Source organism: Serratia sp. D1N4, from assembly GCF_054552755.1.
This window is the reverse complement of sequence record NZ_CM137274.1, coordinates 4697256-4712122: the sequence shown is the minus strand read 5'-3', so window position 1 is coordinate 4712122 and position 14867 is coordinate 4697256. Positions and strand designations below refer to the sequence as shown.

Genomic DNA, 14867 nt, shown 5'->3' with positions numbered 1-14867 from the left:
TGAAATCAATAATGAGTACATTACGTATTGCCATAACGTTGGGCCTTCTGGCCCTGAGTGGTGTAGCCCAGGCCGACGGCCAGTTAATGGTGATGCCTGCTCGCAGCACCGTCGAAGGTGTACTGAGCCGCACCGTACAGGTCAGCAATCTGGGCGATAAGCCGCTGTATTTGAAGATTGACCTGCAACGAGTTGAAAACCCAGGTGAAGCTCCAGAGCGCAAAACGGCGATCGGCGATATTACCGTGCCTGAAATGATGGCCAACCCAGCAAAATTGACCTTAGGCCCTGGACAGAAGCGCGATATCAGCTTGGTGGCGCTGAAAGCCCCGGCTAAAGAAACGCTTTACCGTCTGTATATCGTGCCAGTTTCCAGCATCAAAGTGGTTGGGGATGAGCGTAAGGACAAAATTAGTGCACCGCTCACCTTTGGAGTGGCTTACGGCGTGCTGGTCCATCATCTACCTCCTTCTGGGGCGCAGACCCGTGGCTGGAGCCACCAATGCACAGCAGGCAAGCTGCAAATAACCGCCACCGGCAATGTGCATGCGCAGTTCAGCCAGTTACAGAGCACACCACCGGGCGCTATCTCTGCAGAACAGAAAGTGTTCCCCGGAATGCCGCTGGTGTTTGCGGTGAAAACTTTGAAAGGAAACGCTGATGGTCAGCCTTTTGATGTGCGTTGTCCGTAAAGCCACCATCGGATTGCTACTGTTTGCGTTCCCTTGGGGAACGGCACTGGGGCTGATAGATATCAGCCCCAAGGTGTTGGAAATAGAGGGGGATTCGTTGCCAGTAACGGTAATAAATACGGGGGATACGGTGGAGTTTGTAGAAATAAAATTGTATCAGCTCGAAAACCCCGGTGAACCTCCAGAGCAAGAGCAACTGATCCCGCTCGGGCTGGTAAAAGAGCCCTATCTGTATGCGGCGCCGTTCAAGCTCTCTTTGGGGCCGCGCCAGCAAAAGCGGATCCAGTTGACGGTGCTGAAACAGCCTGAAAAAGAGAAGGTATACCGTTTGTCTGTGCTGCCACAGCGACAGGTCAATATTACCGGTACTAACAGCAATGTCATGTTGGTTGGGCTGGGCTATATGGGGCTTATACGTCAGTTGCCATCAAATAAGACCCAGACCTGGCAGCATCGCTGCAATGCAGCAGGCCTGCTATTGGAGGCCACCGGCACGGTACGGGTTGAATTCAACGACTTGGTGTTGAGTGGCAAGACGGTAGATGATTTTAACGTCTACCCGGGAACACCACGGCAGATTGTGGGAAAAGCATTGAGTGGCAAGGCGCAAGGTAAAGATTTTACGTTGCAATGTAATGGATAGCAGATAACAACAACAGGAGTCACACAATGAAGATGTGGAAGCAAATCACAGGCGCAATGTTGTTACTGCCTGGGATCGTGGCCAGCGCAGCAGATATTCCATTGGGTGGAGTGCCGGTGAGCGTCATGTTGACCAATTTGCCGAAAATCACGGTAGCGAAGCCAGGCGGCGGTTGGTATGACATTTTGACGCTGAGCAACAGTGGTGGTAGCGATGTGGCAGTTTATCGTGCTCAGGTTCCGGTCGAGGTTGAAATTCGTAATGAACGTAACTTTATGGTGTCACTCACTGAACCGTTAGTACTTATGCATGAAACAGATACTTCGCTGACGTTTACCACGGAGAATGTGTCATTTGGCAACAGTAGCACAACGCTACAGCCACTAAGTACCACGCCGATTGATTTCAGTAACCCGCCAATGACGGGTGATATATCTACCGGCGACTACTTGTTATCGATATCTGGGCGGCAACCCATGGGGGTGTTGGGTAATATCTCCGGTAATTATCAGGGGAAACTGGTGCTGCTGTTCGAAGTGAAAGTATGAATTACCTAATAGAAATAAGTGCGGGACGCCGTTATCTGAGAGTTTTGAATAATGTCCATCGCTACGCCATATTAACGTCCGCTACGAAACCATAATGGAACAGTAAGCATGAAAATAACTACCTCAAAACTGTCCCGATTGATAACGGGCTGTTTGTTGGTGCTGGCGACTCCGGTGCTGGCAGATACATACGAGACCAGATTCAGTAATTGTGATGTTGTCAATGTGGGTCCTGAACGATGGAAGGCGACGTTTACTTTGAATGTTAGATTCCAAAGTAGTTCGGTTGCAAACACGACAGATAATACTTTTACGGTATGGATGCCGCAGTTAAACCCAATCACCGGTCTGCCCAAGTTTCTGTATGCCGATCGAGTCCTCAACCCCGGATGGAGCCGCAATAGTGTGGTGACTCCTAATGGAGTGAACGCCTTCGTCGGCGCGTCTCTTATCGAATATACCAGCAACTGGGTTGGCGGCTCGACAGTGATAGTGAACTCCGGTAATTTTTCTATCGAGTTTAGTACCTCTGGGTTAAATGCCTACCCTGCTATATTTATGAGATATAAAAATCTTATTAATGGCGCTGGGAATTCATCTGTACCCATGTTTATTCTGCCAGGTTTATCGGGGGTTTGCTATTCTAACTCGATACCTCCTGATGTAGTCATACCACCAATAGATGAGTTGGTTCCACCAGAGCCGGAATTTAACCTGAAGTCTGCGGTTTGGGAGTTAAATCCAGTTGAAGTGGGCAATTTACCCGATGTTGCCACAGCGGGTAATGGATTTGAGGCCACCATTAAAAATATTGGTAGCAATAACTTATGTTTATCCTATGTCACCGCCGGTATTAAAAATAAAACTTACGCGCTGAGCGTCACAAACGGCAGCAGTAATTACAGTGGTCGCAACCTATTTGCCATGAGTGGTAGTGCAGGCAGTCAATTACCTTATAATCTTCAATTGATCAGCAATGATGGTGCGACAAGCAAAAACTTTGATTTTCCAATAAGTACCGCCAAGTACATTTCATTATCGCAACTTGCCAGTAGTGTAGATAAGAGAAGTGAAATGTGCTGGACGCCAAAAGTGAATTTATTTAAAACCGATGTGACAAAAGAGGGTATGCACTCGGATACGATAAATTTCATTATCACTCCAAAGGCATAGGTTGCTAATTTTGATTGAGGCGTGTTAATGGGGTTGTTGCGGGTGAGTTGTTATACCCGTCATACTTAAAGTTGTAGCTGCGTTGGCTTTGTTATTTGGCCCATCCGTGGGCTTGGCCAAGCAGCGTTCAAATCTGCTCCCTGTTCACCTCAGTCGGGGCCAGCATGCTGGCCCCTCGGGATAATGCAGCGCAATTGATCACACTTCGAGATAGCTCATAATGCCTTCTGCGGCTTTACGCCCTTCGGCAATTGCGGTCACCACCAGATCGGAACCGCGCACCGCATCGCCACCGGCGAAGATCTTCGGATTACTGGTCTGGAAGGCATTATCGATACTTTCTGGTGCTACAATCCGGCCCTGTTTGTCGAGCTGCACGTCGTGCGCTGCCAACCAGTCCATTTTGTGCGGGCGGAAACCAAACGCCATCACCACTGCATCGGCGTCGAGCACGTGCTCGGAGCCTGCAACCTGTTCGGCTACCTGGCGTCCATTGGCATCCGGGGCACCCAACTGAGTGCGCACCATCTTCACGCCAGCCACGCGGCCCGCGCTATTCAGCTCAATGCTCAGCGGTTGCAGGTTGAATTTGAACTCCACCCCTTCTTCACGCGCATTCTTCACTTCGCGTTTGGAGCCCGGCATGTTGACTTCATCACGGCGATAGGCACAGGTTACCTGCGTTGCGCCTTGGCGGATGGAGGTACGCACGCAGTCCATCGCGGTATCACCACCGCCAAGCACCACTACGCGTTTACCTTCCATGCTGACATAAGGCTCGTGCTGCGTAGCGTCATAACCCATCAGCTGTTTGGTATTGGCGATCAGGAATGGCAGAGCATCGTAAACGCCCGGAGCCTCTTCGTTCTCCAACCCGCCGCGCATCGACTGGTAAGTGCCCACGCCAAGGAATACCGCATCGTATTCGCTTAACAGCGCATCCATGGTGATGTCTTTACCGATTTCGGTATTGAGCTGGAACTCGATACCCATCTCGCTGAAGATCTCGCGGCGTTTGAGCATCACCTCTTTCTCCAGCTTGAAGGCCGGAATACCGAAGGTTAGTAGGCCGCCGATTTCAGGATGGCGATCGTAAACCACCGCTTTGACCCCGTTACGGGTCAGCACGTCGGCACAGGCCAAGCCCGCAGGGCCAGCACCGATCACCGCCACGCGTTTGCCGGTGGGCTGCACGTGCGACATATCCGGCTTCCAGCCCATTTCGATGGCTTTATCGCTGATATAGCGCTCGATATTGCCGATGGTGACCGCACCGAATTCATCATTCAGGGTACAGGAACCTTCACACAGGCGATCCTGTGGGCAGACGCGTCCGCAGACTTCCGGCAGGCTGTTGGTCTGGTGCGCCAGATCGGCGGCTTCCATAATACGGCCTTCGTTCGCCAGCTTCAGCCAGTTCGGAATGTAGTTGTGTACCGGGCATTTCCATTCGCAATACGGGTTGCCGCAAGACAGGCAGCGATCAGCCTGCGCTTTCGCCTGGGTTTCCGAAAACGGCTCGTAAATCTCTACAAACTCAATTTTACGGATCTTCAGCGGTTTCTTTGGCGGATCAACACGCTGCAGGTCGATAAATTGATAAACATTCTGACTCATTTCATGACCTCTTACTGTGCCTGAACCCGCAGCTCGGCGGCGCTTCGACTACGGTGACCCAACAATGCTTTAACATCACTGGACTTCGGCTTAACCAGAGCAAACTTCGGTGCCCATTCCGGCCAGTTGGCCAGGATCTCTTCGGCGCGTGATGAACCGGTGGCCTGCACGTGCTCGGTAATCAAACCACGCAGGTGCTCTTCGTGGATCGCCAGTTGGTCGACGTCTAACACTTCCACCAGTTCAGGGTTCACGCGTTTACGGAACTCGCCGTCTTCATCCAGCACATAGGCGAAACCACCGGTCATGCCTGCACCAAAATTGATGCCGGTTTTGCCCAACACGCAGACGATACCGCCGGTCATGTATTCACAACCGTTATCACCAATCCCTTCAACCACGGTAATGGCACCGGAGTTACGCACCGCGAAACGCTCACCAGCGCGGCCAGCGGCGAACAGCTTGCCACCGGTTGCGCCATACAGGCAGGTGTTACCCACGATGCTGGCTTCATGGCTGCGGAAGGCAGAGCCCACCGGAGGGCGCACGGCGATGCGGCCACCGGCCATCCCTTTACCCACATAATCGTTGGCGTCACCGGTCAAGGTCAGCTCAACCCCGCCAGCATTCCATACGCCGAAGCTCTGGCCTGCGGTACCGGAGAAGTGCGCCTTGATCGGATCGGCAGCCATGCCCTGATCTCCGTGCAGAGTCGCAATCGCACCCGATAAGGTCGCCCCGACGGAGCGATCGGTATTGCGGATATCGAAGTAGAAGGTCTTGCTCTGCTTGGCTTCCACATGCGGTTTTGCCTGCGCCATCAGCTCTTTGTTCAGCAAGCCCTGATCGAACGGCGGGTTGCTGCTTTCGGTGCAGTGCAGAGCTTTGCCCACGTGTGGCGTGGCGGTTTTCAGCAACGGCGACAGATCCAGTTTGTTCTGCTTGGCAGAGATCCCAGGAAGTGAAGTCAGGAACTCGGTACGGCCAATCAGATCGACCAGTTGGCTGACGCCCAGCTCTGCCATGATTTCGCGGGTTTCCCGGGCGATAAAGTGGAAGTAGTTAACCACGCGCTCCGGCAAACCGTGATAGTGATCGCGGCGCAGTTTTTCGTCTTGCGTTGCAACGCCGGTGGCACAGTTGTTGAGATGGCAGATACGCAGGTATTTACAACCCAGCGCTACCATCGGGCCCGTACCGAAGCCAAAGCTTTCTGCACCGAGGATCGCCGCTTTAACAATGTCGACGCCGGTTTTCAGGCCGCCATCCACCTGTAGGCGGATTTTGTGGCGCAGACCGTTGGCCACCAGCGCCTGCTGGGTTTCCACCAGGCCCAGTTCCCACGGGCAACCGGCATATTTCACCGAAGACAGCGGGCTGGCACCGGTGCCGCCATCGTAACCGGCAATGGTGATCAGATCGGCATAGGCTTTCGCCACGCCGGTCGCGATGGTGCCTACGCCCGGCTCGGAAACCAGTTTCACCGAAATCATCGCCTTCGGGTTCACCTGTTTCAGGTCGAAAATCAGCTGTGCCAAATCTTCGATTGAATAGATATCGTGGTGCGGCGGTGGCGAAATCAGGGTCACGCCCGGCACCGAATAACGCAGTTTGGCGATATACGGTGTGACTTTATCCCCTGGTAACTGGCCACCTTCACCCGGCTTGGCACCCTGGGCGACTTTAATCTGGATCACGTCGGCGTTAACCAGATAAGCCGGGGTCACGCCAAAGCGGCCGGAAGCCACCTGCTTGATACGGGAAACTTTGTTGGTGCCGTAACGCGCTGGGTCTTCACCGCCTTCGCCGGAGTTGGAGAAACCGCCAAGGCTGTTCATGGCAATCGCCAGCGATTCATGCGCTTCCGGGCTCAGCGCCCCGATGGACATGGCTGCGGTATCGAAGCGTGTGAACAGTGACTCGGCGGGTTCAACCTGATCGACCGGGATCGGCGTGCCTTGTGGTTTGATCGCCAGCAGATCGCGCAGCGTGGCGATTGGGCGCTCGTTTACCAGCTTGGCATAAGCCTGATAATCGCTGTATTCGCCGCTGTGTACCGCTTTTTGCAGCGTGTTCACCACGTCCGGGTTGTAGGCATGATATTCGCCGCCGTGAACGAACTTCAGCAGGCCGCCCTGTTCCAGCGGTTTGCGTTTCAACCAGGCGCGCTTGCTCAGATTCTGCAGATCCTGCTGGAAGTCGCTGAAGTTGGCACCGCCAATGCGGCTGACCACGCCCTGGAAACACAGATCGGAAAGCTCACGGTGCAGGCCGACGGCTTCAAACAGTTTCGAGCAACGGTAAGAGGCGATAGTAGAGATGCCCATTTTGGACATGATCTTGTACAGCCCTTTATTGATGCCGTTGCGGTAGTTCAGCATCACTTCACGGTATTGCTTGTCGATCGCCTGGCTGTCTACCAGCTTGGCCAGGGTTTCGTAGGCCAGATACGGATAGATAGCGGTAGCACCAAAGCCCAACAGCACGGCAAAGTGGTGCGGATCGCGTGCGCTTGCGGTTTCAACGATGATGTTGGCATCGCAGCGCAGGTTTTTTTCTACCAGACGGGTCTGGATCGCACCCACGGCCATCGGGGCCGGTACCGGCAGGCGCTGGCTGCTGATGGCGCGGTCAGACAACACCAGCAGTACCGCGCCGTCACGGACTTTACGTTCGGCTTCATCGCACAGGATACGGACTGTCTGCTCCAGATCCTGCTCGGCGGGATCGAAGGTCAGATCGAGCGTATCGGCGCGATAATATTCCCCTTCCAGCGTGGTGAGCTGTTTGAAATCTGAGTACAGCAGGATCGGCGATTTAAAGCTCAGGCGGTGTGCCTGGCCTTCGGCTTCACAGAATACGTTCATCTCGCGGCCGATGCTGGTGGCCAGCGACATCACGTGCGCTTCACGCAGCGGGTCGATCGGCGGGTTGGTCACCTGCGCAAACTGCTGGCGGAAGTAGTCATAAATGATACGTGGGCGGCTGGAAAGCACGGCAAACGGGGTGTCGTCACCCATTGAGCCGGTCGCTTCCTGGCCAATCTCACCCAGCACGCGGATCACCTGATCCAGCTCTTCGCTGCTATAGCCGAACTGTTTCTGGTAAGTTTCGAGCGTGGCGTCATCCAGTTCGCGTTTACCCACCTGATCGTCCGGCAGATCTTCAAACGGCACCAGGCGCTTAACGTTTTTCTCCATCCACTCTTTATACGGATGGCGGCTTTTCAGATCGTTATCGGTTTCGGCGGAGTGCAGGATCTTACCGCTGCGGGTATCGATCACCATCAGTTCACCCGGCCCAACGCGGCCTTTTTCCACCACTTCATCGGGCTGATAATCCCAGATGCCGACTTCCGAGGCACAGGTGATCAGCTTGTCTTTGGTGATCACGTAGCGCGCTGGACGCAGCCCGTTACGATCCAGGCTACAGGCGGCGTAGCGGCCATCGGACATCACGATGCCCGCCGGGCCGTCCCACGGTTCCATGTGCATCGAGTTGAAGTCGAAGAACGCACGCAGATCGGTGTCCATATCCGGGTTGTTCTGCCAGGCCGGTGGCACCAGCAGGCGCATGGCGCGGATCAAGTCCATCCCGCCCGCCAGCAACAGCTCCAGCATGTTGTCCAGCGAACTGGAGTCGGAGCCGGTTTCGTTAACGAAAGGCGCGGCGGAATGCAGGTCCGGGATCAGCGGCGTCTGGAATTTATAAGTACGGGCGCGTGCCCACTGACGGTTACCGGTGATGGTGTTGATCTCGCCGTTGTGCGCCAGATAGCGAAACGGTTGCGCCAATGGCCAGCGCGGCACGGTATTGGTGGAGAAACGCTGGTGGAACAGGCAGATGGCGGATTCCAAGCGCAGATCGGCCAGATCGAGATAAAAACGTGGCAGATCCGCAGGCATACACAGGCCTTTGTAGATCGTCACCAGGTTGGAGAAACTGCACACATAGAAGCTGTCGTCCTGAACACGCTTCTCGATACGGCGGCGCGCTATAAACAGGCGGCGCTCCATATCACGCGGACGCCAGCCCGCAGGGGCGTTCACGAAAATCTGTTCAATACGCGGCAGGGAAGAGAGGGCGATTTCACCCAGCACATCCGGGTTAGTGGGAACTTCACGCCAGCCGACAATCGACAGCGTTTCGTTTTGCAGTTCTTCTTCCACAATGCGGCGGCTGGCGCGGGCTTCCTCTTCGTTGGTGCTGAGGAACATCATGCCAACCGCGTAGTTCTTGGCTAAACGCCAGCCGCGCTCTTCCGCCACCATGCGGAAAAAGCGATCGGGCTTTTGCAATAACAGGCCACAACCGTCGCCAGTCTTGCCATCAGCAAGGATTGCGCCACGGTGCTGCATGCGGGCCAGTGCGTGAATAGCCGTTCGCACTACCTTGTGGCTAGGTTCGCCTTCTATGTGGGCGATCAGGCCGAAACCACAGTTGTCCCTCTCTTGGGATTTGTCGTACAACATATCAGTGAACCTCCCCAGGCTCTGCGTGACTCTCACAACCACCCACGAGGGGGCTTCCTGGCTTCAGGCGGAAGTCCGAACGGCGAGGTGAATAGCGCCGAACTGCTTTTCCGCCCTCCATCAATGGCCTCTCGTGACGGTTTTCACAAGTGGTAAATGACTTGTTTTAAGAGGGAGTCTTAAAATACTGCATAAATATGACGAGACGTTTGCCCGTCCAGAAAGCTTCCAGCGGACTTCCAACTTATACGAGAAAGAATACGCAGGTCAAATATGGGCTTAATAGAGTTTCCTGATGGATAAATCGTGCTTATTTTTATGAAAAATAAGCTTTTTTAGGCATTTTGCTCGTGGTGTGGCGGTAAGGGAAAGGCCAGGAAAATGTGAGCTGTCTCACTATAGTGCAGGGGCTGAATCTCTGCACCATGCTAGTGCGGATGGGAATGCTAGAATTTTATTCCAATAAATGTCGATTTATTGTTGGTTATGACTATTTTTCATGGCTTTGTCATAAAGAGGTTAATAACGGTGCGCAAATTAGAAAAATTCATCGTGATGGAAGTGATTTTATTTGCATTAATAGTGAATAGTTATGTCTAAAGCGGCCTTTGGAGAAAAGCGTTGATCTCTGTCATCGCGGGAAAAGCCACCTTTGATTAACATCACGGGCTTTGAACACAGAGAAGCACCAGAATTATGCAGTTGCCGCAATTAGTCAATATGTTTGGCAGCGATCTTCAGCACCGCTATGGCGAAAAGATCCACAAACTCACGCTGCATGGCGGGTTTAGCTGCCCGAATCGTGACGGTACGCTCGGCTTTGGTGGCTGCACTTTTTGCAATGTGGCGTCGTTCGCCGATGAACAGATGCAGCAACAGAGCATCGCTGAACAGTTGGCCGTGCAGGCACGCAAGGTCAACCGGGCAAAACGCTATCTGGCCTACTTCCAGGCCTATACCAGTACTTATGCCGAAGTGGAATTGCTGGCCAACATGTATCGGCAGGCATTGTTGCAGGCAGAAATGGTCGGCATCTGCGTGGGCACCCGCCCAGACTGTGTACCTGATGCGGCGCTTGATTTACTGGCGGGTTATCGTGAACAAGGGTTTGAAGTGTGGCTGGAGCTCGGGCTGCAAACGGCACACGATAAAACGCTGAAGCGCATCAACCGTGGCCATAATTTCTCCTGTTACCAGCAGACCGCGCGGCGGGCGCGTGAGCGCGGCCTGAAGGTCTGTAGCCACTTAATCGTTGGCCTGCCGGGGGAAACCCAGGCAGAACATCTGGCAACGCTTCAGGCGGTAGTTGAGAGCGGTGTGGACGGCATCAAGCTGCACCCGCTGCATATCGTCACCGGCAGCATTATGGCGCGAGCCTGGCAGGCGGGCCGTTTACCGGCGCTGGCGTTGGACGATTACGCCGCCAGCGCCGGTGAAATGATCCGCCATACGCCAAAAGAGATCGTCTATCACCGCATTTCTGCCAGCGCACGTCGGCCAACGCTGCTGGCACCATTATGGTGCGAAAACCGCTGGAATGGCATGCAGGCGGTCGGCGGTTATCTGCAATGTCGCGGCGGCCAAGGCAGTGCTCTTGATGTTTCGCATCACTACTCTCTTTAAAAACCATTCTGTTAGTTTGGGTTTGTAATCATTCCCACACTTCCCATCAAGGTTTCTTATCTCACCGAGGTTTTACGGTATGATTTAAACGATTATGTCTGATGGGAATGGCTCATGAAGCAAATCCGGGTGTTAGCCCAGTACTACGTTGATTTAATGGTAAAGCTTGGCCTGGTGCGCTTTTCGCTGTTGCTGGCTTCTGCGCTGGTGGTGCTGGCGATGGTGGTGCAGATGGCGGTCACCATGCTGCTGCGCGGTCAGGTGGAAAGTATCGATGTGGTGCGCTCCATCTTCTTTGGCCTGCTGATTACGCCGTGGGCGGTCTACTTTCTTTCGGTGGTGGTTGAACAGTTGGAGGAGTCGCGCCAGCGCCTGGCACGGCTGGTGGATAAGCTTGAGGAGATGCGCTATCGCGATCTCGCTTTGAATCAGCAGATGAAAGAGAACATCACCCAGCTTAATCAGGAAATTGCCGAGCGCATCAAGGCGGAAGAAGGCCGCCAGCAGGTGATGGACAAGCTGACCGAAGAAATGGAGCAGCGCGAGCGCGCGCAGGTCGAACTCGGCCAGCAATCGGTGCTGTTGCGCTCTTTCCTCGATGCCTCACCGGATTTGGTCTATTACCGCAACGAAGACAAAGAGTTCTCCGGCTGCAACCGGGCTATGGAACTGCTGACCGGCAAGAGCGAAAAGCAGCTGATTGGCCTTACGCCGTTTGATGTTTACAGCCAGGATGTCGCCGAGAAGGTCATCGAAACCGATGAAAAAGTGTTCCGCCACAACGTTTCTCTCACCTACGAGCAGTGGCTGGTGTACCCGGACGGGCGCAAAGCCTGTTTTGAGCTGCGCAAGGTACCGTTTTACGATCGCGTGGGCAAACGTCACGGGCTGATGGGCTTTGGGCGCGATATAACCGAGCGTAAGCGCTACCAGGACGCGCTGGAGAATGCCAGCAGGGACAAGACCACCTTTATCTCAACGATCAGCCACGAGCTGCGTACGCCGCTTAATGGCATTGTCGGCCTGAGCCGCATCCTGCTCGATACCGAGCTGAATGATGAGCAACTCAATTACCTGAAAACCATCCACGTCAGCGCCATCACCCTCGGCAATATTTTCAACGACATTATCGAGATGGACAAACTCGAACGGCGCAAAGTGCAGTTGGATAATCAGCCGGTAGATTTTACCGGTTTCCTGGCAGACCTGGAAAACCTCGCTGGCCTGCTGGCGCAGCCAAAAGGGCTGCAGTTTGTGATGGAGCCGCAGTTGCCGTTGCCGCAGAAAATCATTACCGACGGTACGCGCCTGCGTCAGATCCTGTGGAATCTGATCGGCAATGCGGTGAAGTTCACCCCACAGGGCCGGATCGTGGTGCGCGTGCGGCATGAAGATCACCAGCGGATGACGTTCGAAGTGGAAGATTCCGGCATGGGTATTCCGCAGGATGAACAGGATAAAATCTTCGCTATGTATTATCAGGTGAAAGATCAGCACGGCGGGCGGCCTGCCACCGGCACGGGGATCGGCCTGGCGGTTTCCAAGCGGCTGGCGCAGAGCATGGGCGGTGATATTAGCGTGCAAAGCGTGCAGGGGCATGGTTCTTGCTTCACGTTGACTATCCTGGCCCCGGCGGTGGAAGACGTCGTGAGCGAAGCCGAGCAAGAAGAACTGCCACTGCCAGCACTGCATATTCTGCTGGTGGAAGATATTGAGCTGAACGTGATCGTTGCCCGTTCGGTGCTGGAGAAGCTGGGTAACAGCGTGGAAGTGGCGATGAATGGCCATGACGCGCTGGCGATGTTTGACCCGGATGAATTCGATCTGGTGTTGCTGGATATCCAGTTGCCGGATATGACCGGGCTGGATATTGCCCGTGAACTGCGCAGCCGCTACAGCGGCCAGGCGCTGCCGCCGTTGATTGCGCTGACGGCCAACGTACTGAAAGACAAGAAAGAGTATCTTGATGCGGGTATGGACGATGTGTTGAGTAAACCGTTGTCAGTGCCAGCCTTGACCCAGATGATCAAACATTACTGGGATCTACAACCCTCGCATACCACAAAAAAAATGGAGCAAAAGGCAATGCAGATTAACGAGTCGTTACTGGATACCGTCATGCTGGAGCAGTACATGGACCTGGTGGGGCCGCAGCTGATTTATCAGAGCCTGGACATGTTCGAACAGGTGATGCCTGGCTATCTGGCGCTGCTGGATTCCAACATGACCGCACGGGATCAGAAAGGGATCACGGAAGAAGGCCACAAAATTAAGGGTGCGGCGGGTTCCGTGGGGCTGAAACATCTGCAACAGCTGGCACAGCAGATTCAGACACCGACTTTACCAGCATGGTGGGATAACGTGCAGGATTGGGTGGATGAGCTCAAACAGGAGTGGCGTAACGATGTGGCAATGTTGCGGGCATGGGTAGAGAACGCTGAAAAAAAATGACCCCGACCTAGGCCGGGGTGCGCGAATATTGCGCCAACACCAGGGAAATTGTGAACCTGCGTATTGGTTTTCAATGTTCAGATAGAGCAGGTTGCAGAAAATTCGTGTACATCATACAGCGAACAACATAGCAAATGTAAGCGCTCTTGTTAGAAGATTCATTAAAATGTGTGATGTAGTTAGTGTTTGTTGGTTTTAGGTGCTCATCCATTGGTCGTCCTGATTGGGAGAATATCGATGAAACAGGTAGGTGTGGTACTGAGTGGTTGTGGCGTTTATGACGGTGCGGAGATCCATGAAGCCGTCCTCACATTACTGGCATTGGATCGTGCCGGTGCACGGGCGGTGTGCTTTGCCCCTGATGAGGAACAACTCCATGTTATTAATCACTTATCTGGCGATTTTTTGGCTGAAAAGCGTAACGTGTTAGTGGAATCTGCGCGCATTGCGCGAGGGAAAATTCAGCCCCTTTCCCAGGCGGATGCCAGCCAGTTGGATGCCCTGATCGTACCCGGTGGATTTGGTGCGGCTAAGAATCTCAGCAGTTTTGCCGAGGAAGGCAGTGAATGTTCCGTTAATACAGATTTTGCTGAGATTACGCAAAAAATGCATAAGGCACATAAACCAATTGGTTTTATGTGTATTGCTCCGGCCCTGTTACCCAAGATCTTGGGCCAACAAATCCGGTTGACGATTGGTAACGATCCCGATCTCGGTGAGGTGATTGACGCTATGGGGGGAGAGCCAGTGATTTGCCCTGTGGATGATATTGTGGTCGATATAGAGAACAAAGTGGTCACAACGCCGGCCTACATGTTGGCCCAATCGATCGGTGAAGCGGCGCGCGGAATTGATAAGTTGGTTTCACGGGTGCTGGATTTAACCGAATGAGCAGATTTGCGTCTAAGTCGGTGATTCACCGGCTGTGGTATTGGTTTAAGCGTGCTTTGTTGGCGTTGCTGGGCCTGTGGTTGGCGGGGATTATCCTGTTTGCTTTCCTGCCGGTGCCCTTTTCTGCGGTGATGGTAGAGCGGCAAATCAGCGCCTGGCTGAGCGGTGATTTCAGCTATGTTGCCCATTCAGATTGGGTGTCGATGGATGAGATTTCACCGAACATGGTGCTGGCGGTGATGGCTGCCGAAGATCAGAAATTCCCCGACCATTGGGGTTTTGATGTGGCGGCCATCGAGAAAGCGATCAGCCACAATGAACGCCGCCCGACACGCATTCGTGGCGCTTCCACGCTGTCTCAGCAGACGGCAAAGAACCTGTTTCTGTGGGATGGGCGCAGTTGGGTGCGTAAAGGGCTTGAAGTCGGGCTGACGGCGGGGATTGAACTGGTATGGACCAAACGCCGAATTTTGACGGTGTATCTGAATATTGTCGAATTCGGTGACGGTATATTTGGTGTAGAAGCCGCGGCTCAGCATTTTTTCAATAAACCGGCCAAACGCTTAACGGCATCTGAGGCCGCATTGTTAGCGGCGGTTTTACCCAACCCTCATCGCTTTAAGGTCAACGCCCCTTCAGGGTACGTGATTGGGCGCCAGCAGTGGATTATGCGTCAGATGCGGCAGTTGGGCGGGGCGGAGTTTCTTAAAGAGAATGAGCTGAAGTGATTGGCTATGTGTTCTCTTCCTACGCTGAT

10 protein-coding genes are annotated in these 14867 nt (G+C 53.8%); 8 read left to right on the top strand and 2 right to left on the bottom strand.

Annotated elements, in window-relative coordinates:
* The first annotated feature begins 11 nt into the window (after positions 1 to 11).
* From ACX1CU_RS21085 to ACX1CU_RS21070, 4 genes are all read left to right on the top strand, one after another.
* Positions 12 to 692 carry a pilus assembly protein gene (locus tag ACX1CU_RS21085; protein ID WP_459400168.1) on the top strand — a complete coding sequence of 227 codons (681 nt, stop codon included), beginning with the start codon at positions 12 to 14 and terminating at the stop codon, positions 690 to 692.
* Entirely contained in the window at positions 661 to 1335 is a 675-nt protein-coding gene (locus tag ACX1CU_RS21080) for a fimbrial biogenesis chaperone (RefSeq protein ID WP_459400167.1), read from the top strand. The genes ACX1CU_RS21085 and ACX1CU_RS21080 overlap by 32 nt, the downstream gene beginning before the upstream one ends.
* A 26-nt stretch (positions 1336 to 1361) precedes the next feature.
* The gene (locus tag ACX1CU_RS21075; RefSeq protein ID WP_459400166.1) at positions 1362 to 1883 is read left to right on the top strand and encodes a fimbrial protein; all 522 of its coding nucleotides are present in this window, start codon (positions 1362 to 1364) and stop codon (positions 1881 to 1883) included.
* 108 nt (positions 1884 to 1991) lie between these two features.
* Positions 1992 to 3056, top strand: a complete 1065-nt coding sequence (locus tag ACX1CU_RS21070) for a hypothetical protein (protein ID WP_459400165.1) — start codon at positions 1992 to 1994, stop codon at positions 3054 to 3056.
* Between the two features lie 198 nt (positions 3057 to 3254).
* On the opposite strand, the gene ACX1CU_RS21065 is transcribed toward ACX1CU_RS21070, so the two are convergent.
* Together ACX1CU_RS21065 and gltB are read right to left on the bottom strand one after the other, a co-directional pair.
* Complete coding sequence (locus ACX1CU_RS21065; protein WP_459400164.1) at positions 3255 to 4673, bottom strand: glutamate synthase small subunit; 1419 nt, start codon at positions 4671 to 4673, stop codon at positions 3255 to 3257.
* An 11-nt stretch (positions 4674 to 4684) separates the two neighbouring features.
* On the bottom strand, positions 4685 to 9145 hold the full coding sequence (gene gltB / locus ACX1CU_RS21060; protein WP_459400163.1) for a glutamate synthase large subunit: 4461 nt from the start codon (positions 9143 to 9145) through the stop codon (positions 4685 to 4687).
* A 696-nt stretch (positions 9146 to 9841) separates the two neighbouring features.
* Here gltB and ACX1CU_RS21055 point away from each other — a divergent pair.
* The 4 genes from ACX1CU_RS21055 to mtgA all read left to right on the top strand — a co-directional run bounded on the left by ACX1CU_RS21055 (position 9842) and on the right by mtgA (position 14838).
* A complete protein-coding gene (locus ACX1CU_RS21055) occupies positions 9842 to 10768 on the top strand; it encodes a TIGR01212 family radical SAM protein (RefSeq protein WP_459400162.1) in 927 nt (308 codons plus the stop codon).
* A gap of 114 nt (positions 10769 to 10882) precedes the next feature.
* Positions 10883 to 13219 carry an aerobic respiration two-component sensor histidine kinase ArcB gene (gene arcB / locus ACX1CU_RS21050; protein WP_459400161.1) on the top strand — a complete coding sequence of 779 codons (2337 nt, stop codon included), beginning with the start codon at positions 10883 to 10885 and terminating at the stop codon, positions 13217 to 13219.
* Between the two features lie 237 nt (positions 13220 to 13456).
* Complete coding sequence (gene elbB / locus ACX1CU_RS21045; RefSeq protein WP_459400160.1) at positions 13457 to 14110, top strand: isoprenoid biosynthesis glyoxalase ElbB; 654 nt, start codon at positions 13457 to 13459, stop codon at positions 14108 to 14110.
* Positions 14107 to 14838, top strand: a complete 732-nt coding sequence (gene mtgA / locus ACX1CU_RS21040) for a monofunctional biosynthetic peptidoglycan transglycosylase (protein ID WP_459400159.1) — start codon at positions 14107 to 14109, stop codon at positions 14836 to 14838. The genes elbB and mtgA overlap by 4 nt, the downstream gene beginning before the upstream one ends.
* The last annotated feature ends 29 nt before the right edge of the window (positions 14839 to 14867 follow it).